The following is a 23898-nucleotide window of genomic DNA, read 5'->3' on the forward strand; positions in this document are numbered from 1 at the left end:
ATGCGAAATACCCGTGCTTTACTCATGTTGCTGCTGGCCCTGGTGCTGGCCGGTGCCGCCGTGCTGACGGCGGCGATCTGGATGGGCGGCCAGAGTACGCCGTCGAACCAGAAGATCGTCGTGGCCCTGGTCGATATCGGCGTGGGCACGAAGATCACTCCGCTCATGTTGCGCAGCATGGACTGGCCCGCCGGCGCGCAGCCGCCCGGCGCCTTTGCCGACAGCAAGGCTCTCGACGGGCGCATCACGCGCACGGCCATCAGCCTCGGTGAACCGGTACTGGAAAGCAAGCTCGCGCCGCCGGGCACGAGTGGCGGCCTGTCGTCCATCGTGGCCGATGGCAAGCGCGCCATGACCGTGCGCGTCAACGATGTGGTCGGGGTGGCGGGCTTTGCCTTGCCTGGCAACTTTGTCGACATCCTCGTCAATACCCAGGATGACCGCGCCAAGGCCAGCGGTGGCGCGGAACTGGCCATTTCCAAGATCGTGCTTGAACGCATCCTGGTGCTGGCCGTGGCGCAGGAATCGAACCGCGACGACAACAAGCCCAAGGTGGTCAATGCGGTGACCCTGGAATTGACGCCGGACCAGGTGGAAAAGCTCGACCTGGCGCGTAGCGTGGGTACCTTGTCGCTGGTGTTGCGCAACCAGATCGATCCGGCGCCCGTCAACACGGACGGCGCCACCAAGGAATCGCTGCTGGGACTCAAGCCGCTGGAGCCGGTCGCCGCGCCGCGTGCGGCTGCGCCAGCGCCAGCGCGGCAGGCGCCGCGTGCTCCCGCACCACCGGCCGAGAGCGTCAAAGTGATCACGGGCATGGACACGCGTGTCCAGCAATTTTAAAAATTTCAGAACCAGGGATAGTTGATGACCTCATTTCGTACCCGTATCGTCAGGCCCCGCTTGACCTTGGCCCTGGCCCTGAGTGGCTTGACGGCGAGCTTGCTGTGGCAGCCCGGCGCCAGCGCCGCACCCGCCTTGCGCAAGGTGGAGGCCGTCAGCCAGGCGGCCCCGCTGTCGCTGGGGGCCGATATCGCCCGGCTGGGTCCTCCGATCCGCTTGTCCGTTGGCAAGTCGACCTTGCGCAGCCTGACGCGTGCCGTCTCGCAGATCGCCGTGAATGATCCGAAGGTGGCGGGCGCCAGGCTGCTGGGCAGTTCCAGCGAGCTGTATATCTGGGGCCTGGCACCGGGCAGTACCAATCTGATTCTGTGGGACAAGGATCACCGTCCCGTGATCGTCGATATCGAAGTCGGTGTCGATGCCGACGGCTTGCAGGCGCAGCTGGCGCTTGTGTTCCCGCGAGAAACAGATCTCAAGGCCAGCTCGGCCGGCGGCGCAATCGTGCTGACGGGCATGGTCTCGGATGCCGTCAAGGCCAGCCAGATCATGGCCATGGCCACGGCGTTCGCACAGCGCGGCGCCAGCGAAGCGGCGGCGCCCATTGCCACAGCGGGTGTGATGCCAGCGCCCGCTGCCGGCGGTGCCACCGGTGCTGGCACCGCCGGCGTGAGCGTGATCAACATGCTGACCATCGCCGCGCCGCAACAGGTGATGCTGGAAGTGAAGATTGCCGAGGTTTCGAAAACCCTCGTCGACCAGCTGGGCGCCAGCATCGGCGCGCGCGCCAGCAGCGGCAACTGGACCTATAGTTTCCTGTCGAACTTGTTGAGTGGCAACCCCAGCATGATCGATGGTTTCAATGGTAAAAACGGCAATTTCCTCACGCTCGATGCGCAAAAGCGCGACGGCCTCGTGAAAGTGTTGGCCGAACCGAACATCATGGCCATCAGCGGCCAGGAGGCCAGCTTCCTGGCTGGTGGCAAGATCTACATTCCCGTCTCGCAAGACAGCGCCACCAACAAGATCACCCTGGAAGAAAAGGAATTCGGTATCGCCGTCAAGTTCACGCCCACCGTGCTCGATGGCGGGCGCATCAACCTGAAGGTGGCGCCGGAAGTGTCGGAACTGAACAAGGACGGCATCGGCATCACCACGGGCGGCACCGCCGGCAGCGCCATCCTGCCGGCGTTCACCACGCGGCGCGCCACCACCACGGTGCAATTGTTCGATGGCCAGAGTTTTGCCATCGGCGGCCTGATCAAGAACAACGTGACCACGAATATCAAGGCGCTGCCGATGCTGGGCGAGATTCCCGTGCTGGGCGCCTTGTTCCGCAGCAGCGATTTCCAGACCGACCGCACCGAACTGGTGTTCATCATCACGCCGCACCTGGTCAAGCCGCTGGCCGGCGACTACGTGCTGCCGACGGATGCCTATGTGGCGCCTAGCCGCGCGCAGTTTTTCCTGCAAGGAAAGATGGAAGGCAAGCCCAAGGCGCCGCCAGCGGCCGACAAACAACCGGGCGCCGCAGCGGCGACCGGCTTCGACATTCAATAGGAGAGTGAGCATGCAGCGTCCTCCATTCCTTTCCCTGCTGTGCGTGCTGCTGGCGTCGTTTGCCTCCAGCGGCTGCACCACCACGCCGCACTTCGACCGCAACTTTGGCCGCAGCGTCGGTTTGCTGCGCGCCCAGCAAGTGATCAACCCGCAGGCGGGATTGAACCGCGACCCGGTGACTGGCCTCGATGGCAAGGCGGCGGTGGCGGGCTACAACGCGTACCAGAAGTCGTTCAGCGCGCCGGTGCCGCAATCGGGCGGCATGACGATCAGCCTCGGACGCCAATGAACATGTCGCCGTTACCACAGAACAGGCAAGGTATATCGTGAAAATCGCCATCATATCCCGGGATGAAAAAGTATTGGCCGAGCTGGGCCGCCTGGTCGGCAACCGCAATCCGGCGGACGACGTCGATGCGCGCAGCGGACCGCTGGAGCAACTGTATTCGGCGCAAGAGCTGCCCGATGTGCTGATGTTCGACCGGCCCGGCAACGATGGCGCCGACCTGGCCGCCATCGAGCGCCTGAGCAATCAGTTTCCGCGCCTGGCCGTTATTCTGCTGTGTCCACAGCAGTCGCCCGACTTCCTGCTGCAAGCCATGCGTGCCGGCGTACGCGAAGTATTGCCGTCGCCGGCCGCAGCCGCCAGCATCTACCCGGCGCTCGAGCGCATCGAGGAAAAACTCGAGCGGCGCGACAATGGCAATGGCAAGGTGCTGGCCTTCATTTCCTGCAAGGGCGGCAGTGGCGCCACCTTCATTGCCACCAACCTCGGCTATGCCCTGGCAGCCAGCGGCCACAAGCGTGTTGCCCTGCTGGACCTGAACCTGCACTTCGGCGATGCCTCGCTGTTTGTCTCCGAGAGCAAACCGCTGGCCACGCTGGCCGATGTGACGCGCGACATCCACCGCCTGGACCCGTCGTTCCTCGCCTCGAGCATGCTCAATGTGCTGCCCAATTTCAGCGTCCTGGCGGCACCGGAAGACCCGGCCCACGCCAGCGAAGTGCTGCCCGAACATATCGACGCCATCATCAAGCTGGCGCGGCGCCAGTATGATTTCGTGGTGCTCGACGTGGGGCGCAACCTCGATGCGGTCAGCGTGCGTGCGCTCGACCACGCGGACCTGATTTTCCCCATCCTGCAAACGACCTTGCCGTATATCCGCGATGGCAAGCGCCTGCTGGGCATGTTCCGTTCGCTCGAATACGACAAGGACAAGGTGCGCCTGATCGTCAACCGGCACGACAAGGGTGGCGAAATCCGCCTGCAGGACCTGGAGGCGGCGTATGGCACCACGATCGACCGCACGGTGCCGAATCATTATGCGTCGGCCGCCGCATCGGTCAACCAGGGCATGCCGATCTTGCAGCTGGATAAGAACAGCCCCATCACGCGCTCGCTGCAGGAGTTTGCCTCCAGCCTGACGGGCGTCAGCGCCGAAGCCGTGCCGCAGGGCTGGCTGAGCCGCATGCTGCGGCGCGCCTAACACCACACGAACAGGAATTCTCATGGCAACTTCTCCCGCCCCCAGCCTGTCGATCCGCGAGCGTCTCGGTAATGGCAAGATCGCTACCCTGACGCCGCAGCGCGCGCCGGCCATCGACAACCGCAGTTACCGCGAGCTGAAACAGCGCATTCACGCGCTGCTGATCGAGCGCGTCGACCTGGAAAGCATGCAGCGGCTGACGCAGGAACAGATCCGCGACGAGTTGCGCAGCCTGGTCGAGCGCCTGCTCGACGAAGAAGCCGTGGTCATCAACGATGTCGAGCGCAAGAACCTGACGCGCGACATCCGCAACGAGATGCTCGGTTTTGGCCCCCTGGAAACCTTGTTGTCGGACCCGACTGTGTCGGATATCCTCGTCAATGGTCACAAGCAAGTGTACGTCGAGCGGCGCGGCAAGCTGGAATTGACCGATGTCGTGTTCAATGACGATGCCCATCTGATGAAAATCATCGACAAGATCGTCTCGCGCGTGGGCCGCCGCATCGACGAATCGAGCCCCATGGTCGATGCGCGCCTGCCCGATGGGTCGCGCGTCAACGCCATCATCCCGCCGCTGGCCATCGACGGGCCCGTGATGTCGATCCGGCGTTTTTCCGTCGATCCCCTGCGCCTGGCCGACCTGGTCGCCTACACCAGCATGACGGCCGAGATGGCCGAGGTGCTGCAGGGCCTGGGCAAGGCGAAGATGAATATCCTCATTTCCGGCGGCACGGGCAGCGGCAAGACCACCATGCTGAACGTGATTTCCGGCTTTATCGGCCATACCGAACGCATCGTCACGGTGGAAGACGCGGCCGAGCTGCAATTGCAGCAGCCGCACGTGGTGCGCCTGGAAACGCGCCCGCCGAATATCGAAGGCAAGGGGGAAGTGTCGCAGCGCGCGCTGGTGCGCAATGCCCTGCGGATGCGTCCCGACCGCATCATCCTGGGCGAGGTGCGCGGCGCCGAAGCGCTCGACATGCTGGGCGCGATGAACACGGGCCATGAAGGCTCGATGGCCACCATCCACGCCAACACCCCGCGCGACGCCATTACGCGACTGGAAAACATGATCAGCATGGCGGCCGCCAACCTGCCCAGCAAGGCCATCCGCCAGCAGATCAGCTCGGCCATATCGGTGGTGGTGCAAGTGTCGCGCCTGATCGACGGCAAGCGCAAGGTCACGTCGATCCAGGAAATCACGGGCATGGAGGGCGATGTCATCACGATGCAGGAAATCTTCAGCTTCAAGCAGACGGGGGTGGGGGAGAGCGGGGCGGTCGTCGGGTATTTCTCGGCCAGCGGCATCCGTCCCCATTTCCTGGAACGCCTGAAGAGTTTTGGCATCGGCATTTCCAGCGCGGTCTTCGAGCCGACAGGTACCGGGCGCTGACGCGGCATGGGCTATCTCTCGTATCTGGTGTATCTGTTGATCTTCCTGGCGGTCATGCTGCTGGTCGGCGCCGTATACTTCAACCTGCAGTCGCGCGGCGCCGGCGCCGGGCGCGTGGCGCGCCGCTTGCGGGCGATGAATACGGCCAGCGACGACGCGCAGAAAACCGTGTCGATCACCAAGGATCGGCAGCTCAGCGCGCATGCGGGCGTACAGGGCTTGCTGGAGGCACTCCCTGGCGTGCAATGGCTGGACCGCTTGCTGCTGCAGTCGGGTAAAAACTGGAATGTGGGCAAGTTGCTCGGCTATTGCCTGTTGGGCTTGCTACTCGGGCTGCTGCTGGGCAGCCTCAGCCCCTTGCCCTGGTATCTGCGTCTGCTGCTGATTTTTTTCTGCGCGGCGCTGCCGTTCTTGCTCGTGGCCCGTGCCAAGGCCAGCCGGCTGGTGCGCATCGAGCAGCAGTTGCCCGAGACTCTGGACATGATGAGCCGCGCCATGCGCGCCGGCCACGCCTTTCCCACGGCCCTGAAAATGGTTGGCGAAGAGATGACGGGGCCCCTGGCCGATGAATTCCGCGCCGTGTTTGACGAAGTCAATTTCGGCGTGGCGATGTCCGATGCCCTGTCGGGCCTGGCGGCGCGCGTGCCCAGCACGGACCTGCGCTATTTCGTCATCGCCGTGCTGATCCAGCGTGAAACGGGCGGCAACCTGACGGAGTTGCTGAACAGTATCAGCGCCATCATCCGCGACCGCCTTAAATTGATGGGCCAGGTGCGCGTGCTGTCGGCCGAAGGGCGCATGTCGGCCTGGATACTCGGTTCGCTGCCCTTCGCCGCCGCGCTGATGATGCAGGTGACAAACCCGGAGTTCCTCGCCGTGTTGTATACGGACAGCGGCGGCCGCAAGATGGTCGGGTTCGCCTTTGGCATGCTGGTAGTGGGCGTCTTTGTGATCCGCAAGATTGTCCGGATTCGCGTGTGAGGCCATGAAATGATGCAATTGACTATACAGAAGGTGGCACGATGAGCGGCTTGCAGATTGGCCTGTTGGTGGTGCTGTTCCTGATCGTGTTCGGCATCGTCCTGGTGCTGGCGCGTCTGTTCGCGGGCAACGCGGTGCAAATGCGCCTCGATACCCTGGACGTCCAGAAAATAGATACCGGCAAGGTGGGCCGGATGAACCAGCGCTGGCTGGGACACCTGATCAGTCTGACCCGTCCGCTGGCCAAGCTATCCTTGCCTGAAGATGGCTGGGAAGAGTCGCCCATCCGCATCCGCTTCATCAATGCGGGCTGGCGCAAGAGCTCCGCGCCGGCGCTGTTTTATGCGGCCAAGACGGGCCTGACCCTGCTGTTTCCCCTGCTGGCGTATCTGCTGCTGCGCCATGGCGAGCACAAGCTGTTCCTGTGGCTGGTGCTGGCTGCGGCCCTCGGCTATTACCTGCCCGACTTATGGCTCAAGCATTGCCTGAAAGAGCGGCAGCGCGAAATCTTCGAAACCTTTCCCGATGCGCTGGACTTGATGACCGTCTGCGTCGAAGCGGGCCTGGCGATGGATGCGGCGCTGGCACGCGTGGCGCAGGAAATTGGCATGAAAAGCGAGATCCTGGCCGAGGAGTTGCAACTGGTGACGCTGGAGCTGCGGGCCGGCAGCGCCAAGGACAAGGCCTTGCGCAACCTGGCCCTGCGCACGGGCGTGGAAGACGTCGACGCGCTGGTGACCCTGCTGATACAGGCGGAGCGTTTCGGTACCAGCATCGCCGCCTCCTTGCGCGTGCAGTCGGACGAGCTGCGCACCAAACGGCGCCAGCGCGCCGAGGAAACGGCGGCGAAGATTGCGCTCAAGCTGCTGTTTCCCCTGATTTTCTTCATTTTCCCGTCCTTGCTGGTGGTGCTCATGGGGCCTGCCCTGCTGCAGATTCGCCGCGCCCTGCTGCCAGCGATGGGGGCGGTATGAGGCCGCTATTGAGCAGGTTCGGGAGGTCAGGCTTGTATATGCTTGCATTCCTGCTGTTGTCGGGCTGCACAGCCAGCCATGCTCCGCCGCAGTGGCAGATCCAGGGCGTGCAGCGCACCAGCCATTCCGCCGGCCAGAATGCCGTCACGTATTTTGAACTGGGCAAGTTCTACCAGGCACGCGGCCAGCTGGTGCTTGCCGCCGAAGCCTTTGCCGCCTCGATCGCCCTTGATCCGCAGCAACTGGCGGCGCGCAATGCGCTGGCCGTGCTCGACGCGCGCCAGGGCCGGCTTGAACAGGCCGCCACGGCGCTGCTGGTGCTGGTGCGCGACTTTCCCGAGGCTGCCCAGCCCCTGAATAATCTCGGCTATGTGTATTACCTGCAAGGGGAGCTGGCGCAAGCGTCCAGCATGCTCGAGCAGGCGATGGCGCGCGATGGTGGCACGGCACTGGCGCGCAATAATTTGCAACTGGTGCAGGCGGCGCAGCTGGCGTTGGTGCCGGCCGCGCCAGCCGCGCCAGCCGTGGCCGTCGCGCCGGAGGCGCTGGCCGAGATCGAAATCATCAATGGCAATGGCATACGCGGCATGGCGGCGCAGATGCGCTTGCGCGTGCAGGCGCGGGGCATGGCGGTCAGCCGGCTGCGTAACCAGCCCGGCTTTCGCCAGGAACGCAGCCAGATCCTGTACGCGCCCGGCCACGCACGCCAGGCCTATGCCTTGCGTCTAGCCCTGGCGCAGCGGGGGGAGGCCGTGCAACTGGTGGCCGTCGCCAGCCAGGGGCGCGGCGCCGGCATCCGCCTGATCCTGGGACGCGACCAGGCTTGAACAAGATAGCAGTAACACATGATCAGCAGCAAAATAACAGGGAGAAGTGAATGTCTGGATTGATGAGTAGCGGTGTGCCGGCGCGCTGGGCGCTGTGTCTGGCTGCCGGCACGGCAGTGACGTTGCTGGCCGGCTGTGGTGGTGGCGGTTCCGGCAGCAGCGATTGCAGCACCTTGGACCCGGGCCGCAATCCGAACCTGCCCGGCTGCGTGGTGCCACCCGTCACGCCGGTGGTTCCCGTGACACCGGTGCCGGCGACCCTGGCGCTGAGCCTGAAAGACGGGGCCGGCAAGGCGACCACTTCGGTCAGCCCGGGCAACAGCGCCACCGTGCAAGCCGTCGTGAAGGATGGCAAGGGTGCGGTGCTGTCGGGTGTCTTGCTGACCTTGAACAGCAGCGACAAGAGCGCCAGCTTCACCCCGGGTGCGGCCAGCGCCCTGACGGACGCGAACGGCGTGGCCAGCATCGTCATCGCGGCCGGTAGCCAGAGCGGCGCTTTTGCGCTGACGGCCAGCGCCACGGTGAACGGCAGCGTGTTGACGTCGAATATCAATTACACGGTGGTCTACCCGACCCTGACCCTGGGCGGCGTGGGCGTCGTGCCGGCGACCCTGTCGGCGGGCGGCACGGCCGGCCTGAGCGTGACGGTGATGAATGGCGCGGCCGTGTATGCGCCGGTACAGTCTGTCGTCTTCAGCTCGCCTTGCGCCGCAGCCGGCAAGGCGGCCATCAGCAGCCCCGTGAATACGGTCAATGGCGTGGCCAGCACCTCATACATCGACAAGGGCTGCGGCGCGCCCGACGTGATCACGGCCAGCACCGTCTTCAATGCCACCACCTTGAGCCAGACGGGCACCCTGACGGTGCAGACGGCCAGTGCCGGCCAGATCGGCTTTGTCTCGGCGCTGCCGCAAAACATCGCCCTGAAAGGCACGGGCGGTGCGGGCCGGCAAGAGTCGTCCATCGTCACCTTCAAGGTGCTCGACAGGAACGGCAATCCCGTCAGCGGCAAAGTGGTCAATTTTTCGCTCAATACCACGGCAGGCGGCCTGAGCCTCAATCCGGCGCAATCGACCAGCGGCGCCGATGGCAGCGTCAGCACCACGGTCGCTTCCGGCACCATGAGTACGCCGATCCGCGTCACGGCCAGCCTGCAAGGCACCAGCCTGTCGACGGTGTCGGACCAACTGGTGGTGTCCACCGGCATACCCGAGCAGGACAGCTTTACCTTGAGCACATCGATGTTCAATACGGAAGGCGGCGATTTTGCCGACTGCACCGCACCGACGGGCGCCACCATCACGGCGCGCCTGGGCGATCATTTCCACAATCCCGTGCCCGATGGCACGGCCGTCAGCTTCACGGCCGAAGGCGGCACCGTCGATGCATCCTGCCTGACGGGCCTGGTCAACACTTCCTTGACGGACGGTACGGTGATCACGCAGAAGGGCATACCGGGTTCGTGCAGCGTGCGTTTCTGCCCCGGCAGCACCCGCCCGCTTGACGGCCGCGTGACCATCCTGGCGGTTGCCCTGGGCGAGGAGAGCTTTGTCGATGCGAATAGCAACAATTTGTATGATACCGGTGAAAGCTATGTCGACCTCGGTGAACCGTTCCGCAATGACCGCGCCATTGTTGGCAGCAATGCCAATTTCAAGGATGACGCCTACAGCACGGGCAACGCCGTGCTTGTCAGTCCCGAAAAACCAACTGATTCGAATGGCAACGGCATCTGGGACCAGGCCGGTGATGGACAATACAATGGCATCCGACGCGCTGCTTCCAGCGCCAATACGACGGTTGCCAACACCGTGCATATACGCCAGGCACTGGTGCAGGTGCTGTCCGGCAGCACGGCGCGTTTCACGCCGCTGGGCGCTGCCACCATTGATCTGGACAAGTGCGTCGATGGCAGCGTGTTCGATAACCGGGTACGCACCTTCCCGCTCGCCATCCGCGATAGCAATGACACCGTGTTTGCCATGAATCGTGCCGCCGTTACGGGGCAGGCGATGGACTTGCCTGGCAATCCTCTGCCGGCCGGCACGACGATCACCTTCTCGGCGAGCAATGGCAGCATCGTCAGCGGCACCAGCTTTGTCGTGCCGAGCATGGACAGCGCCAGTTCCGCAAACTGGATCTATCCCGTGCAGATGATCAGCGACGTGACCCAGATCGGCACCGCGTGCCAGCCGAACAACGTGCGCAACGGCTTGTTGACGGTGACGGTACGCACGCCGAATGGCATCCTGACGTCGACGTCGTATGCGGTCAGCGACTGATCACTATACATTTGGGCGATAAAAAAGCTGCCGGAGTTTCCTCCGGCAGCTTTTTTTACATCAGAGCGCGTCTGTCAATCAGGCGAAAGGCGTCAGCAGCGTGATCATCTGGCCAAAGATCTTCGGGCTGGCGGCGATGACGTCGCCCTTGTACAGGTAGTCCGATTCGCCGGAAAATTCACCGACGATGCCGCCCGATTCCGTGATCATCAGGGCACCGGCAGCGATATCCCAGGGCTTCAGGCCTTTTTCGTAGAAGCCGTCCAGGCGGCCGCAAGCGACGTAGGCCAGGTCAAGCGCGGCCGAGCCGGCGCGACGCACGCCCTGGCTGCGCTCACCCATGATCGCGTACATCTTCAGGTATTCGTCCAGTGCGCGGGCGCTGCCGGCCACGTAGCCCGTGCCCAGCAGGGCGTTCGAGATGCGGTCCAGCTTGGTGACGCGGATGCGTTTTTCGTTCAGGTAGGCGCCGGCGCCCTTGGTGGCCGTGAACAGGTCGTTGCGGACCGGATCGTAGATGACGGCTTGCGTGACGACGCCGCGATGCGCGAGCGCGATCGAGATGCAGTATTGCGGGAAGCCGTGGATAAAGTTGGTGGTGCCATCGATCGGGTCGATGATCCACTGATATTCATTCTCGTCGTGCGAGTTGGCGGAAGCTCCCGATTCCTCAGCCAGGAACGCGTGGTCCGGGTAGGCTTTGGACAGCACCTCGATGATGGCTTGTTCGGCCGCCTGGTCGACGTCGGTGACGAAATCGTTATGTTGTTTTTCCGTGACGACGACGCGGTCGAGGTCAAAAGAGGCGCGATTGATGACGGCGGCGCCGCGGCGGGCGGCTTTGATCGCCGTGTTGAGCATTGGGTGCATGTGAGCTTCCGTTAAAAGCACGCGACCGCCCATGGCCGCCTTGCGGCGCCGGTACGATAGAGTGCAAGAATGAATTAAAGAGCGGAGCGGTGCCGAAGTGGTTAAAATCCCGGCCTGGCGTCAGCGTTTTGTGACTCCGTTTCCCGAAATTTCCTGTATCGATACCGCGCAATAGCGCTATTTTAAATGAATCTGCCCGAAATCAACACGTCTCTTTTCAAACGCCTGCGATTTATTCTTGTCGAAACTAGTCGTCCTGGCAACATTGGCGGCGTCGCGCGCGCCATGAAAACGATGGGTTTTTCCGATCTGGTGCTGGTCAACCCGCGTTTTCCCGACGCCTTGACGGATGCGGAAGCGGTGGCCTTCGCCAGCGGCGCGCAGGATATTTTGTCCGGCGCGCGCATCGTCGGCTCCATCGCCGAGGCGCTCGAAGGCTGCAATTACGCGGCCGCCGTGTCGGCCCGTTTGCGCGAATTCTCGCCGCCCGTCACGGCCCCGCGCGCCATCGCCAGCCAGCTGGCCGCCAGCGAAGACTTGCACGCTGCCGTCATCTTCGGCAACGAGCGCTTCGGCTTGCCCAACGAGATCGTCGAGCAGTGCAATGTGCTGATCAACATCCCCGCCAATCCCGCTTACTCGTCGCTGAACCTGTCGCAGGCGGCGCAAGTGGTCGCCTATGAATGCCGCGTGGCGGCCCTCGGCGATGGGCAGCTCGCCAGCCCCGTCGGTTTCCATGGCGACGCGGCCAGCCTGGCGCAGGTCGACGGCATGTATGCGCATCTTGAGCAGGCGCTGGTGGCCATCGACTTCCTCGATGCCGACAACCCGAAAAAACTCATGCCGCGCCTGAAACGCCTGTTTTCGCGCACGGGGCTGGAGACGGAAGAAGTCAATATCCTGCGCGGCATCGCCCGGCATATCCTGGCGGTCGCCAAAAAAGGCCCATGATCGAGACGCGGCTGCTGCGCCAGTTCATCGCCGTCGCCGAGGAACTGCACTTCCGCCGCGCGGCAGAACGGCTGCACATGGCGCAGCCGCCGTTGTCGCAGGCGATCCTGCGCCTGGAAGAAGCCCTGGGTTACCCCGTATTCGAGCGCACGAATCGCAAGGTCAGCCTGACGCCAGCGGGGGATGCTTTCCTGGCCACGGCGCGCCAGGTGCTGGCCAGCCTGGAAGAGGGCGTGGCCGCCACGCGCCGCGTGGCGCAGGGCATCGAGGGGCACTTGCGCCTGAGTTTCATCCACATCACCCCGTATGCCCACATCTTGCATGCTTTGCGCGCCTTCCGCCTCGCCTCGCCCGCCGTGCAATTCACCTTGCGCGAAGCGTCGACGCAGCAGCAGGTCGAGTGGCTGGAGCAGGGCGAGGTGGATATCGCCCTGCTGCGCGCGCCGGGGCGCAGCACGCCGGGCTTGCGTTTCGAGCGCTTGTCGGGTGAAGACATCGTGATCGCGCTGCCATCCGGCCACCGTTGCGCGGGCCAGGCAAGGGTGGATCTGGCGGACCTGGCCGGTGACGATTTCGTCGCCTCGCCGCGCGCGCTGGGCCAGGGGTTCCACGATCAACTGGCCAGCCTGTGCCTGCATGCGGGTTTCGTGCCGCACGTGGTGCAGCAGGCGCGCCGCTTGCAAACGGTGCTGGGCCTGGTGGCGGCCGGTTTCGGCGTGGCCCTGCTGCCAGCCAGCCTGGCCGTGTGCGCGCCTGCGGGTGTCGTCATGCTGCCGTTGGCAAGCAGCGCGCCCGAAGCGCTGCGCCAGCTGGATCTGTACATGGCGTGGGATTCGCAACGAGACTCTCCCGTGCGCGAGCGGTTGCTGGCGCAGCTGCGGCACTTTTCCAGCCATTGAGACATTCAAAGTCTCGTTTCAATATAAATAAGATATTTTACAGATGATGGGCCAGGGGCCAGCATGGCGTTTTTGATTGTCAGGAACTGCCATGTCCACCATGTCCTCGCGCAGCCGCGCGCTGCCTCCCTCTATTTATTGGCTGTCGCTGTGCAGCTTTGCTTTCGGCCTGTGCGAATTCATCGCCGCCGGCTTGCTGTCGCCCATGGCGCGCGACCTGCACGCCGGCGTGGCGGCGACCGGCGGCGCCATCGCCGCGTATGCGCTGGGGGCGGCCATCGGTGCGCCGATCCTGACGGCGATGCTGGCGCGCCGCCCCACGCGCCAGATTCTGGTGGCCAGCATGCTCGTGCTGGCGGCCGGCAGCGTGGCGATGGCGCAAGCGCCGGCACTGGGTGCGCTGCTCGGTGTGCGCTTTGTCGTGGGCCTGGCGCATGGCGTGTTCATGGCGGTGGCTTCGCACGCGGCCACCAGTCTGGTCGACCCGTCCCGCGCGGGCAGGGCGCTCTCCATCGTCTGGCTGGGCCTGACCCTGGCACTGGCCGGTGGCGTGCCGCTGGGGACGTGGCTGGGCGCCGTCGCGTCGTGGCGCTGGGTGTTTGCCGCCATCGGCGTGCTGGCCCTGTGCGGCGGCGCCGGCTTGCGCTGCGCCATGCCGGCCGCGCGCCAGCAGGGCGCTGCCGTATCGGCGCTGGCCAGCTTGCGCGCCATCTTGCAGCCGCCCCTGCTGCTGGCGGCCGGCGTGGCGGCGCTGGTCAGCGTGGCTACCTTCAGCTTTTTCACGTATATCTCGCCCTTCCTGCTGCAACTGGGCGGACTCGATGCGGGCTGGCTCAGTGCCGCCATGCTGTGCTTTGGCGCGTGCGCCATCGGCGGCAACCTGCTGGGTGGGCAGTGCGCCGATGCCGCACACGCGGATCGTGCGGCCATGCTGGCCCTGGCCGCGCTGGCGTGTAATCTGCTGGGGTTCCATGTGCTGCGCACGCATCCGTTTGCCATGCTGGCCCTGTGCGGCACTTTGGGCATGCTGTTCTTTGCCCTCGTGACCCTGTCGACCATGCGCCTCTTGCTCCTGGCACAGCGGCATTGCCCGGGCAGCGACGCCGTGGCGGCGGGCCTGAATATCGCGGCCTTCAATGCGGGCACGGCCCTTGGCGGCGCGCTGGGCGCCACCTTGATTGTCACCTTCGGCTTGCCCAGCATCGCCATCGGCGGCGCGCTGGCGGCGCTGCTGGCCATGCTGCTGCTGTGCTTCCAGTCGCGCAAACTAGACGCGCCGCTCTAGTTTTTGCGTTCAAACGCCCACGGCCTTTGGCGTACACTGGCCTGCAAAAGGCCGTACAAAACAAGGGGACACATGGGATTGCAACGCAGATCGTTTCTGAAACTGGGTGTGCTGGGCGCCTGCGCGCTGGCTGCCAGCGGCGCCGCGTACCGCGCGCTGCGGGGGCCAGCGGCGCCTGGCCGCTTCGTGCTCGATGGTGCGGCGCGTGCGGCGCTGGCGGCCATCGTGCCGGCCATGCTGGGCGAGGCCTTGCCGCACGGGGGCGATGCGCGCAGCAAGGCCCTCGACGGCGCCATCGCCGGCGTGGACACGGCCATTCATGGCTTGCCGCTGGCGGCGCAGCAGGAAGTGCAGGATTTGTTTGGTTTGCTGGCGCTGGCGCCCGCGCGGCGCTTCGTCGCCGGCGTGAAAGATGGCTGGCCCGAGGCCGACCCGGCCCAGGTGGCCGCCTTCCTGCAGTCGTGGCGCACGCACCGCCTGGCCACCCTGCAGACGGCCTACCTGGCCCTGCACGACCTGATCCTCGGCGCCTGGTATGCCGATGCCGCCCACTGGGCCGCCATCGGCTATCCGGGACCGCTGCCCGAGCTGAGTTAAGAGAGCATCCATGAGTACATCCCCCATACCCGATCCCATCGCCGCCGGCATTGCCGCCGGCTGGAACGTCACCGACGCCAGCACCCTCCGCACCGACCGCACCATGGAAGCGGATGTCGTCGTCATCGGCAGCGGCGCCGGTGGCGGTGTGACGGCGGAAATCCTCGCGCTGGCCGGCCTGAAAGTGCTGATCGTCGAGGAGGGCGGCTTGAAGTCCTCGAAAGACTTCAAGATGCGCGAAGCGGACGCTTATCCCGCGCTGTACCAGGAATCGGCCGCGCGCAAGACGCGCGACAAGGCCATCAACATCCTGCAGGGGCGCACGGTGGGCGGTTCGACCACCGTCAACTGGACCTCGAGCTTTCGCACGCCGCCCGGCACCCTGGAATACTGGCGCCAGCACTTTGGCTTGTCCGGCTATTCGGTGGACGCCATGGCGCCGTGGTTTGCCATGATGGAAAAACGTCTGCACGTGAGCGACTGGGCCGTGCCGCCGAATGAAAACAACGATCTGCTACGCCGTGGCGCCACGGCGCTGGGCATCCCCACGGCCGCCATCCGGCGCAATGTGAACGGCTGCTGGAACCTCGGCTACTGCGGCATGGGTTGCCCGACGAATGCCAAGCAGTCGATGCTGGTGACGACGATCCCCTCGGCGCTGGCGCTGGGCGCGGGCCTGCTCGTGCATGCGCGCGCCGAGCGTTTCAGCTTCCAGGGCGAGCGCATCGACAGCTTGCAGGTGACGGCGCTGGACGCCGCCGGGCAAGTGCCGACGGGCGTGCGTCTCACGCTGAAGGCGAAGCATTTTGTGCTGGCCGGCGGCGCCATCAATTCGCCGGCGCTGCTGCTGCGCTCGCAGGCGCCCGACCCGCACGGCTTGCTGGGCCAGCGTACCTTTTTGCACCCGACGCTGATCTCGGCCGGCCTGTTCCCCCAGCGCGTCGATGCCTATGCGGGCGCGCCGCAGACGATTTATTCCGACCATTTCCTGCACCTGGCACCCATCGATGGCCCCATCGGCTACAAGCTCGAAGCGCCGCCTTTGCACCCGCTGCTGATGGCCACCACCATGGGCGGCTTCGGCGATGAACATGCGCGCACCATGCGCGAATTCCCCCATGTGCACGGCTTGCTGGCGCTGCTGCGCGACGGCTTTCACCACGACTCGGCGGGCGGCAGCGTGTCCATCGACAGCTTCGGCGCGCCTGTGCTCGACTATCCATTGACGCCTTTTATCTGGGATGGCGCGCGGCGCGCGCTGCTGTCGATGGCGGAAATCCAGTTCGCCGCCGGCGCGAAAAGTGTCTATCCCGTGCATGAACTGGCCAGCCATTACACCAGCTGGGCGCAGGCGAAACAGGCCATCGGCGCTTTGCCGATGCAGGCGCTGCTGGCGCGCGTGGTGTCGGCCCACGTGATGGGCGGCTGCGCCATGTCGGACGATGCGCGCCTGGGCGTGACGGGCGCCGACGGCCGCTATCACGGCGTGCGCAACCTGTCCGTGCACGACGGTTCGCTGTTCCCCACCTCGATCGGCGCCAATCCGCAACTGAGCATCTATGCGCTGGCGGCGCGCCTGGCCAGCGGCCTGGCGCAGCAACTGACGGGCAAGCCGGCCCCCGTGCCCATGCCTGTCGCCGCCCCAGCCGCCGCATGATCGCGCGCATCCTCAAGTGGCTGATGCTGCTGCAGGTGCTGGCCGTGCTGGGCGTGGCGTACCTGGCGATGCAGGCGTGGGGCGTCGTCTCGCCGGTGCTGGCTCTGCTGCTGGCGGTCGCCATGCTGCTGGCCGTGCGCGCGCTGATCGTGGCGCGCAATTTTTGGGAAAGCCGGCGCCTGGGCAGCCCGGTACCGCTTGAATACCGGCTGGGCGCCATGGGTGCCGCGCGTCTGTTTTTCGGCGAACTGTGCGCCACCTTGTGGACCTCGTCGTGGGGCATGCTGCGTCCGCGCCTGCATGCGGCCGATTGCATCACGGCTGGCCAGGGCTTGCCGGTGCTGCTGGTGCACGGCTATGTGTGCAACCGCGGCTATTGGACAAAGCTGAGCCGGCAGCTGGCGCAGGCGGGCATCGTGCACAAGGCGATCGACCTGGAACCGATCAACGGCGACATCGAGGCGTTCGTGCCGCAGGTCGAGCAAGCCATCACCGAGCTGTGTACTCGCACGGGCAGCGACCGCGTGATGCTCGTCGCCCACAGCATGGGTGGCCTGGTGGCGCGTGCCTGGCTGCGCCATTATGGCGCGGCCCGCGTGGCGCGCATCATCACCATCGGCACGCCGCACCACGGCACGGCGCTGGCCAACCTGGCGGCGGGCGCGAATGCGCGCCAGATGAGCCGTATCGATGGCGCACCGAGCGGCTGGCTGGCGCAGCTGGCCGCCAGCGAGGCACCGGCAACGCGCGCCCTGATCACATCGATGTACTCGCATCACGATAATATTGTCGTGCCGCAAACTTCCGCACACTTGCCCGGCGCGCGCAATCTGGCCTTCGGCGGCATCGGCCATGTGGCGCTGGCCAGCGATGCGCGCGTGCTGCGCCGGCTGTTAGCGGAAATCACTATCAAGGACGAAGTCGCCCAGACCCCGTCCAGCCCGCATTTTTCCTGAATCCTGTTGTGTTTTATCAGCATGGCAAGACTGTCTCTTTTGACTCTGCTGTTGCCCAGGTTTAACAGGTACAGGCCCAGAAAATGCTGTTTTCCACAGGCGTCCTGTATTAAGCTAGCAGCACGAAGGTGACGGCCAGCAATGATTGCCGAGGCCGTATGCGCCGCGCCACAGCGAGCCGCATGCGAGATATTTGCGGGGATGCATGGCAGGATGTTGTAGGATCAGCATGTTGCCGCGCAAGCGGAAAAATCGGTACAGGCAGAAAATGAGACTATGCAGTTTTCATGGGGGTGCTAATTGTCCGCACGTATCCTGATTATCGAAGATAACGCCACCAATATGGAATTGATGGTGTACCTGTTACGTGCCTTCGGGTACACGCCGCTGGCCGCCTATGACGGCGAAGAGGGCGTGCGCATGGCGCGCAGCGAATTGCCGGACTTGATCATCTGCGACGTGCATTTGCCCAAGCTCGATGGCTATGGCGTGGTGGCCGAGCTGAAGAAAGACCCGCTGCTGCGCAAGATCCCGGCCCTGGCCGTGACGGCGCTGGCCATGGTGGGTGACCGCGAACGCCTGCTCGAAGCCGGTTTCAATGGCTATATCGGCAAGCCGATCGAGCCGGACCTGTTCGTGGCGGAGCTGGAATCTTTTTTACCCGGGGCGCCGTCGACGCCAGTTAAAAACGACATAGCGACCATCCTGATCGTCGACGATCATGTGCTGAACCGCGAATTCCTGACCGCACTGCTGGGCTACGGCGGCCACCGCCTGCTGGAGGCGGCCAATGGCGCCGACGCGCTGGAAATATTGCGCACCGAGCGGCCGGACCTGATCATCTCCGACATCCTCATGCCGAACATGGACGGCTATGAATTCGTCACGCGCGTGCATGCCGATCCCGCGCTGACCGCCGTGCCCATCATTTTTTATACGGCCACCTACCGCGAGCAGGAAGCGATCTTGCTGGCGCAGGCGTGCGGCGTGCGCTGGGTGTTGCCCAAGCCGTCCGATCCTGAAGTCATCGTGCGCACGGTCAACGAGGCGCTGGGACTGATGCCGGCGGCCGCCCAGGCGCCCATTGTGCCGGGCGGTGCTGCGGCGCGTCCCGCCACTGGCAAGCTGGCCGGCATCGATCACCAGGTCAGCGGCTACCTCGACGAAGTCGAGTCCAGCAGCCAGCAGATTTCGCAGCTGGTCAGCCTGCGCGAAAGCCATGCCGCCATGCCCGAAGACCTGGGCATCATGACGGAGCGCTTGTCGCGCTCTCTGTCGAGCCTGCAGGCGGTGAGCCTGCGCCTGACGGCCCTGATCGAGCTGGGCATTGAACTGGGCGCCGAACGCGATCCGCGCGCCTTGATCGAGGCGGGCTGCAAGGTGGCGCAGAATATCTGCGTCTCCAGGTATGCCTGCATCGGCGTGCTGGAAGAGGGCGCCGAGAAACTCAGTTATTTTTCTTCGTGCGGCGCCGAGAAAGACCTCGAGCGCATTGCCAGCGCGCCGCGCACGGGCATCCTGAACCGCTTGCTGGAACAGCGCCAGCCCTACCGTGTCAATGGCTTGAAGGGCGACCCCGGCGCGCTGGGCCTGCCCGACACGCACCCGCCCGTGCATTCCTTCCTGGGCGTTGCCATCGCTTCGCGCGAGCGCAGCCACGGCTGGCTGTACCTGGTCGACAAGCTGGGGGCGAATGAATTTTCCGAAGTCGACGAACGGGTCGCCGCCACGGTGGCGGCGCAGATCGCCGTCGCCTACGACAACCTGCTGCTGTACGACGAGATCAAGCGCCACCACGAGCAGCTGACCCTGGACATGGCGGCGCGCATCCGTCTCGATGAAGACTTGCGCCGCTTCCGCCTGGCGATGGATGCCACGGCCGACGCGATTTTTCTCGTCGACCGCGCCGGCATGTGCTTCGTCGACGTCAACCAGACTGCCTGCCGCATGCTGGGCTTTGAACGCGAGGATTTCCTGCGCGTGGGGCCGGGGCGCGCGAACGAGGGCGAGGCCCAGCTGGAAGAACTGTACAACAAGCTGCTGGCCGGCGACCAGGGCGGGCCCATGACGGAATTGCAACTGCAACGCAAGGATGGCTCGCCGCTGTCGGTGGAAGTGCAGCGGCGTACCCTGCGCTCGGGGCAGAGCTGGATTCTGGTGGCCGTGGCGCGCGACATCACCGAGCGCAAGGATGCCGAGCAGCGCCTGATGAAGCTGGCCCATTTCGATACCTTGACGGGCTTGCCGAACCGCAGCCAGTTTTACGCCTCGCTGACCCATTCGCTGTCCCAGGCGGCCGAACACCAGTGGGCCGTGGCCGTGCTGTTCATGGATATCGACCGCTTCAAAAATATCAATGACACCCTGGGCCACACCATCGGCGACGACCTGCTGCGCCAGTTTTCCAGCCGTCTCGTCGATTGCCTGCGCGTGCGCGATACCATCGGCCGCTTTGGCGGCGATGAATTTGCCACCATCCTGGTGCTGCCGGAAGGCGTCCAGCATGCCGTGGGCGTGGTCGAGAAGATCCGCGAAGCGATGCGCAAGCCCTTCGACTTGCAGGGCCACGAAGTAACGGTGACGGTCAGCATCGGCATTTCCGTGTTCCCCGAAGACGGCGTCGATGCGGACACCCTGATTCAGTATGCCGACACGGCCATGTACCGCGCCAAGGAGGCCGGGCGCGACGCCTTCCGCTTCTTCACGGCGGAAATGAACGCGCAATCGATGGCGCGGCTGGACATGGAAAATGCCCTGCGGCGTGCCATCGACAACGAGGAATTCGTGCTGTTCTTCCAGCCCAAGGTGAATATCATCTCGGGGCGCATCAGCGGCGCCGAGGCGCTGATACGCTGGCGCCGCCCCGGCCACGGCATGGTTTCGCCGGCCCTGTTCATCCCCTTGCTGGAAGAAACGGGGCTGATCGTGCGCGTCGGTAACTGGGTGCTGGACGAAGCCTGCAAGAAGATCAGCGAATGGGGCGCCAGCAGCATTGGCCCCGTGCACCTGTCGGTGAATGTCTCGGGCATCCAGTTTTTTGTCGGCGGCCTGGAAGAAGAGGTGCTCAAGGCGATCAGCAAGCACGATATCGCGCCCGACCTGCTGGAACTGGAGCTGACGGAAAGCTCGCTGATGTCGAACGCCGAGGAAACCATCGCCGTGCTGCGCAACCTGAAGGCGCTGGGTATCCAGATTTCCATCGACGATTTCGGCACCGGCTATTCCAGCCTGGCCTACCTGAAGCGCTTCCCCATCGACAAGCTGAAGATCGACATCGCCTTTGTGCGCGAAGTGACCAGCAATCCGGACGACGCGGCCATCGTGCTGGCCATCATCAGCATGGCGCACAGCATGAAGCTGGAAGTGATCGCCGAAGGCGTGGAAAACGATGCGCAGCTGGCTTATTTGCGGCGCCACGGCTGCGACGAGATGCAGGGCTATTATTTCAGCCGCCCCGTGCCACAGGAAGAATTCGAGCAGATGCTGATGGCGGGCAAGCTGCTGCAGGCGCCGCAGGACGCGGGCAGCGAAGAGCAGCAAACCTTGCTGATCGTCGACGACGATGTCTTCATGCTCGACGTGCTCAGCGACTTCCTGGCGCAGGATGGCTACCGCATCCTGACGGCGCAGACGGCCGCCGAGGGCTTCGACATCCTGGCGCGCCACAAGGTGCAGGTGATCCTGTGCGACCAGTGCATGCCGCTCATGAGCGGCACCGAATTCATGGAGCGTGTCAAGCACCTGTGCCCCGATACTTTCCGCATCATGCTGTCGGCTTTTGCCGACCTGACGCCCATCATGGCGGCCATCAACCGCGGCGCCGTCGACCGCTTCTATACCAAGCCGTGGAAAGGCGCCGTGCTGCGCGAGAACATCCGCGAAGGCTTCCGCCTGCACAAGCTGCTGCATGGCCCGGTGAAAGCGGCCGCCTAGACGCTTGCCACTGCGTGTGCTGGCGCACGTTCAGACGCAGCTTTGTATCGAATTAGACTCCCGTCTCTAGTTTTGCTCTCTAGAATAAAAGCATCCATGAAGTGGCATGGCCTTTCATATGACGGGAGCGGGCGATGGTGAAGAAATTGAAGGAATTGACGGAAGACAAGGAATTGGCGAGCGCCGTGCGCTCGTCCGCGCAGCAGATCTGGCAAGCGGGCCTCGGTGCCTTCGCCAAGGCGCAGGAAGAGGGTGGGCGCGTGTTTTCCAAGCTGGTCAAGGAAGGCACGGAATTCCAGAAGCGCGCCGAAGACAAGGTGGCCGATGTCGGCGACAGCGTCAGCAAACTGGCCGATGGCGTGGGCAAGCAGGCCAGCGGCTCCTGGGACAAGCTGGAACAGGTGTTTGAAGAGCGCGTGGCGCGTGCCCTGGCCACCATCGGCGTGCCGATGCAAAACGATATCGCCGCGTTGCATGCCAAGATCGATGCCTTGAGCTTGCAGGTGGCAGCGCTGTCGGGCAAGGCCGCGCCGGCGCCCAAGCCGAAGGCGGTGGCCAAGCCCGCCGTGAAAGCGGCGCCGAGCAGCGTAGCGAAAGCCGCGCCGAAGGCGGCACCGAAGTCGGCCGTCGACAAGGCCCCTGCCAAGCCGGCGACCAGGGCCGCACCGCGCGCCGCAGCCAGGCCGGTGAGCAAGCCAGTGAGCAATCCAGTGAGCAAAGCGGTGAGCAAACCCGCCGCGAGAGTGGCGGCGAAGAAAAAAGCAGCGCCGGCCTGAGTTGGCGCAGCATTCCTCCAGCCTGCTCGCGCAGGCTTTTTTTTTGCCTGCGTTTTTCACCTGCGCCGTGGGGCGCAGTGTTTCATTGCGGCTATCTTAGGTGGTATGCTTGAGGCAGAACACAGAGAGATTGCCCGCCATGCTACAAAAAGCACCACGCCGTACCCGCGAACGCATCCTGGAGTTGTCGCTGCGCCTGTTCAATGAGTTTGGTGAGCCGAATATCACGACGACCGTGATTGCGGAAGAGATGAATATTTCGCCGGGAAACCTGTATTACCACTTCCGTAACAAGGATGACATCGTCAACTCGATCTTCGTCCAGTTCGAGGCGGAAATCGAACGCATCCTGACCGTGCCTGACGGGCGCCGTTCGAATATCGAGGATGTCTGGCTGTATTTGCACCTGATGTTCGAACTGATCTGGCGCTACCGTTTTTTCTATCGCGACCTCAATGATTTGCTGTCGCGCAACCGCAAGCTGGAACTGCATTTCAAGCTGATCCTGGCGCACAAGATCAAGGTGGCCACGCAGCTGTGCGAAGATTTGCGCAGCGAACAGTCTTTGGAAGCGTCGGACATGGAAGTCGCTGCCATGGCGACGAATATGGTGGTCGTCGCCACCTACTGGCTGTCGTACGAATATGTGCGCAACCCGCGCAAGTACAGCGAGCAGCAATCGATGTCCGATGCGCTGGCACGCGGCTGCTACCAGGTGTTGTCCCTGATCGGCCCGTATTTACGCAATGAAACGCATTTGCTGTTTCGCAAACTGTCGGAAGAGTATGTGACCAAACTCAAGAACGACTGACTCGGTTGCTGGCGTCACGTCGTCATTTACAGGAGAGATATATGGCTTGGAAACAATTCCCCTATCCGGACGCAGCCTATGTCTACACGCCGCAAACCCTGGAAGCGGCCTGGGCGCGCCTGCATGCGGGCGATGTGGAACCGTTTCCCACGCATCCGGCGCTGGTGCAAGCCTGGCTGGCCTTCCACGCGGGCGACTTCGAACGCGCCGTGAAGCTGGGCCTGGCCGTCGGCGTGCCCGGCTATGCGGTGGCGCACAAGGCGACCTGCATCTATGCCACGCACCTGGAAGTGGAGGACCGCCAGAAACTCGACATGTACGAAGAAGTGGCGGAGCGCTGCGAGCGCCAGCAGAGCGAACAGCCGGACAACCCGGCCGGCTACTACTGGCATGCGTATAGCCTGGGCCGCTATGCGCTGGGCACCTCCGTCGTCAAGGCCCTGGCGCAGGGCATGGGCGCGCGCGTGCGCAACAGCCTGGACCGCACCATGACTGTAGCGCCCATGCATGCGGAAGCGCATATTGCGTTCGGGATTTATCATACGGAAATTATCGACAAGGTCGGCGCCATGATCGGCAGCCTGACCTATGGCGCCAACAAGGAAGATGGCTATCAGCACTTCAAGACGGCGCTGGCCCTGACGCCGTATTCGGCGCTGGCGCACAGCGAGTATGCGCGCGCCTTGAACATGCTTGACGGAAAGAAAAAGCTGGCGGAAGCGCTGGCCCTGTATGAAAAGGCGGCCGAGTGCTTGGCACTGGACGCCAAGGAACGCCTCGAAGTCGAGGCGGCGATCGATGAATTGAAAGACTAGGGAC

Annotated in this window: 20 protein-coding genes; 19 read left to right on the forward strand and 1 reads right to left on the reverse strand. The window is 64.2% G+C overall.

What is annotated here, in order from left to right:
• Genes cpaB through C8C92_RS10035 form a run of 9 tightly spaced genes read left to right on the forward strand, consistent with a single transcriptional unit; the run spans position 1 to position 10344 of the window.
• A complete protein-coding gene (gene cpaB, locus C8C92_RS09995; RefSeq protein WP_116743685.1) occupies positions 1-843 on the forward strand; it encodes a Flp pilus assembly protein CpaB in 843 nt (280 codons plus the stop codon).
• Positions 844-867: 24 nt separating this feature from the next.
• A complete protein-coding gene (locus tag C8C92_RS10000) occupies positions 868-2400 on the forward strand; it encodes a type II and III secretion system protein family protein (protein ID WP_116743686.1) in 1533 nt (510 codons plus the stop codon).
• Positions 2401-2410: 10 nt separating this feature from the next.
• Entirely contained in the window at positions 2411-2689 is a 279-nt protein-coding gene (locus C8C92_RS10005) for a pilus assembly protein (protein WP_099760008.1), read from the forward strand.
• Positions 2690-2726: 37 nt separating this feature from the next.
• On the forward strand, positions 2727-3887 hold the full coding sequence (locus C8C92_RS10010; RefSeq protein WP_099760007.1) for an AAA family ATPase: 1161 nt from the start codon (positions 2727-2729) through the stop codon (positions 3885-3887).
• Between the two features lie 22 nt (positions 3888-3909).
• The gene (locus C8C92_RS10015) at positions 3910-5280 is read left to right on the forward strand and encodes a CpaF family protein (protein ID WP_180287796.1); all 1371 of its coding nucleotides are present in this window, start codon (positions 3910-3912) and stop codon (positions 5278-5280) included.
• A 6-nt stretch (positions 5281-5286) separates the two neighbouring features.
• The gene (locus C8C92_RS10020) at positions 5287-6261 is read left to right on the forward strand and encodes a type II secretion system F family protein (protein WP_099760006.1); all 975 of its coding nucleotides are present in this window, start codon (positions 5287-5289) and stop codon (positions 6259-6261) included.
• Between the two features lie 41 nt (positions 6262-6302).
• Positions 6303-7235 carry a type II secretion system F family protein gene (locus C8C92_RS10025; protein ID WP_116743687.1) on the forward strand — a complete coding sequence of 311 codons (933 nt, stop codon included), beginning with the start codon at positions 6303-6305 and terminating at the stop codon, positions 7233-7235.
• A 38-nt stretch (positions 7236-7273) separates the two neighbouring features.
• Positions 7274-8062 carry a LytR C-terminal domain-containing protein gene (locus C8C92_RS10030; protein WP_116743688.1) on the forward strand — a complete coding sequence of 263 codons (789 nt, stop codon included), beginning with the start codon at positions 7274-7276 and terminating at the stop codon, positions 8060-8062.
• Positions 8063-8112: 50 nt separating this feature from the next.
• Positions 8113-10344 (forward strand): Ig-like domain-containing protein, encoded by a 2232-nt coding sequence (locus C8C92_RS10035; protein WP_116743689.1) that lies wholly within the window; start codon positions 8113-8115, stop codon positions 10342-10344.
• A 78-nt stretch (positions 10345-10422) separates the two neighbouring features.
• On the opposite strand, the gene C8C92_RS10040 is transcribed toward C8C92_RS10035, so the two are convergent.
• On the reverse strand, positions 10423-11205 hold the full coding sequence (locus C8C92_RS10040; protein ID WP_035826389.1) for an inositol monophosphatase family protein: 783 nt from the start codon (positions 11203-11205) through the stop codon (positions 10423-10425).
• A gap of 195 nt (positions 11206-11400) precedes the next feature.
• Between C8C92_RS10040 and C8C92_RS10045 the strand changes: the two genes are divergently transcribed.
• The 10 genes from C8C92_RS10045 to C8C92_RS10090 all read left to right on the forward strand — a co-directional run bounded on the left by C8C92_RS10045 (position 11401) and on the right by C8C92_RS10090 (position 23894).
• Complete coding sequence (locus C8C92_RS10045) at positions 11401-12165, forward strand: RNA methyltransferase (protein ID WP_116743690.1); 765 nt, start codon at positions 11401-11403, stop codon at positions 12163-12165.
• Positions 12162-13064 carry a LysR substrate-binding domain-containing protein gene (locus tag C8C92_RS10050; protein WP_116743691.1) on the forward strand — a complete coding sequence of 301 codons (903 nt, stop codon included), beginning with the start codon at positions 12162-12164 and terminating at the stop codon, positions 13062-13064. Before C8C92_RS10045 ends, C8C92_RS10050 begins: the two co-directional genes overlap by 4 nt.
• A gap of 91 nt (positions 13065-13155) precedes the next feature.
• Positions 13156-14349 (forward strand): MFS transporter, encoded by a 1194-nt coding sequence (locus C8C92_RS10055; RefSeq protein WP_243420166.1) that lies wholly within the window; start codon positions 13156-13158, stop codon positions 14347-14349.
• Between the two features lie 72 nt (positions 14350-14421).
• Positions 14422-14946, forward strand: coding sequence for a hypothetical protein (locus C8C92_RS10060; protein ID WP_116743692.1), 525 nt, complete (start codon positions 14422-14424; stop codon positions 14944-14946).
• Positions 14947-14956: 10 nt separating this feature from the next.
• Positions 14957-16603, forward strand: a complete 1647-nt coding sequence (locus C8C92_RS10065) for a GMC family oxidoreductase (RefSeq protein WP_116743693.1) — start codon at positions 14957-14959, stop codon at positions 16601-16603.
• A complete protein-coding gene (locus C8C92_RS10070) occupies positions 16600-17559 on the forward strand; it encodes an alpha/beta fold hydrolase (protein WP_116743694.1) in 960 nt (319 codons plus the stop codon). Before C8C92_RS10065 ends, C8C92_RS10070 begins: the two co-directional genes overlap by 4 nt.
• A 300-nt stretch (positions 17560-17859) precedes the next feature.
• On the forward strand, positions 17860-21492 hold the full coding sequence (locus tag C8C92_RS10075) for an EAL domain-containing protein (RefSeq protein ID WP_116743695.1): 3633 nt from the start codon (positions 17860-17862) through the stop codon (positions 21490-21492).
• 134 nt (positions 21493-21626) lie between these two features.
• Positions 21627-22268 (forward strand): phasin family protein, encoded by a 642-nt coding sequence (locus tag C8C92_RS10080; protein ID WP_116743696.1) that lies wholly within the window; start codon positions 21627-21629, stop codon positions 22266-22268.
• Between the two features lie 139 nt (positions 22269-22407).
• Complete coding sequence (locus tag C8C92_RS10085) at positions 22408-23079, forward strand: TetR/AcrR family transcriptional regulator (protein WP_034758777.1); 672 nt, start codon at positions 22408-22410, stop codon at positions 23077-23079.
• Positions 23080-23120: 41 nt separating this feature from the next.
• The gene (locus C8C92_RS10090; protein ID WP_116743697.1) at positions 23121-23894 is read left to right on the forward strand and encodes a hypothetical protein; all 774 of its coding nucleotides are present in this window, start codon (positions 23121-23123) and stop codon (positions 23892-23894) included.
• Positions 23895-23898 lie beyond the last annotated feature (4 nt).

It is taken from the genome of Janthinobacterium sp. 78, assembly GCF_003096775.1.
Classification (GTDB): Bacteria; Pseudomonadota; Gammaproteobacteria; order Burkholderiales; family Burkholderiaceae_D; genus Janthinobacterium; species Janthinobacterium tructae.

Bases quoted from the DNA above. Each gene is read 5' to 3' on its own strand.
- C8C92_RS10040 (WP_035826389.1), bottom strand. From the start codon at position 11,205: ATGCTCAACACGGCGATCAAAGCCGCCCGCCGCGGCGCCGCCGTCATC.
- cpaB (WP_116743685.1), top strand. From the start codon at position 1: ATGCGAAATACCCGTGCTTTACTCATGTTGCTGCTGGCCCTGGTGCTG.
- C8C92_RS10030 (WP_116743688.1), top strand. From the start codon at position 7,274: ATGCTTGCATTCCTGCTGTTGTCGGGCTGCACAGCCAGCCATGCTCCG.
- C8C92_RS10045 (WP_116743690.1), top strand. From the start codon at position 11,401: ATGAATCTGCCCGAAATCAACACGTCTCTTTTCAAACGCCTGCGATTT.
- C8C92_RS10055 (WP_243420166.1), top strand. From the start codon at position 13,156: ATGTCCACCATGTCCTCGCGCAGCCGCGCGCTGCCTCCCTCTATTTAT.
- C8C92_RS10020 (WP_099760006.1), top strand. From the start codon at position 5,287: ATGGGCTATCTCTCGTATCTGGTGTATCTGTTGATCTTCCTGGCGGTC.
- C8C92_RS10000 (WP_116743686.1), top strand. From the start codon at position 868: ATGACCTCATTTCGTACCCGTATCGTCAGGCCCCGCTTGACCTTGGCC.
- C8C92_RS10015 (WP_180287796.1), top strand. From the start codon at position 3,910: ATGGCAACTTCTCCCGCCCCCAGCCTGTCGATCCGCGAGCGTCTCGGT.
- C8C92_RS10065 (WP_116743693.1), top strand. From the start codon at position 14,957: ATGAGTACATCCCCCATACCCGATCCCATCGCCGCCGGCATTGCCGCC.
- C8C92_RS10025 (WP_116743687.1), top strand. From the start codon at position 6,303: ATGAGCGGCTTGCAGATTGGCCTGTTGGTGGTGCTGTTCCTGATCGTG.
- C8C92_RS10080 (WP_116743696.1), top strand. From the start codon at position 21,627: ATGGTGAAGAAATTGAAGGAATTGACGGAAGACAAGGAATTGGCGAGC.
- C8C92_RS10060 (WP_116743692.1), top strand. From the start codon at position 14,422: ATGGGATTGCAACGCAGATCGTTTCTGAAACTGGGTGTGCTGGGCGCC.
- C8C92_RS10070 (WP_116743694.1), top strand. From the start codon at position 16,600: ATGATCGCGCGCATCCTCAAGTGGCTGATGCTGCTGCAGGTGCTGGCC.
- C8C92_RS10050 (WP_116743691.1), top strand. From the start codon at position 12,162: ATGATCGAGACGCGGCTGCTGCGCCAGTTCATCGCCGTCGCCGAGGAA.
- C8C92_RS10005 (WP_099760008.1), top strand. From the start codon at position 2,411: ATGCAGCGTCCTCCATTCCTTTCCCTGCTGTGCGTGCTGCTGGCGTCG.
- C8C92_RS10090 (WP_116743697.1), top strand. From the start codon at position 23,121: ATGGCTTGGAAACAATTCCCCTATCCGGACGCAGCCTATGTCTACACG.
- C8C92_RS10035 (WP_116743689.1), top strand. From the start codon at position 8,113: ATGTCTGGATTGATGAGTAGCGGTGTGCCGGCGCGCTGGGCGCTGTGT.
- C8C92_RS10085 (WP_034758777.1), top strand. From the start codon at position 22,408: ATGCTACAAAAAGCACCACGCCGTACCCGCGAACGCATCCTGGAGTTG.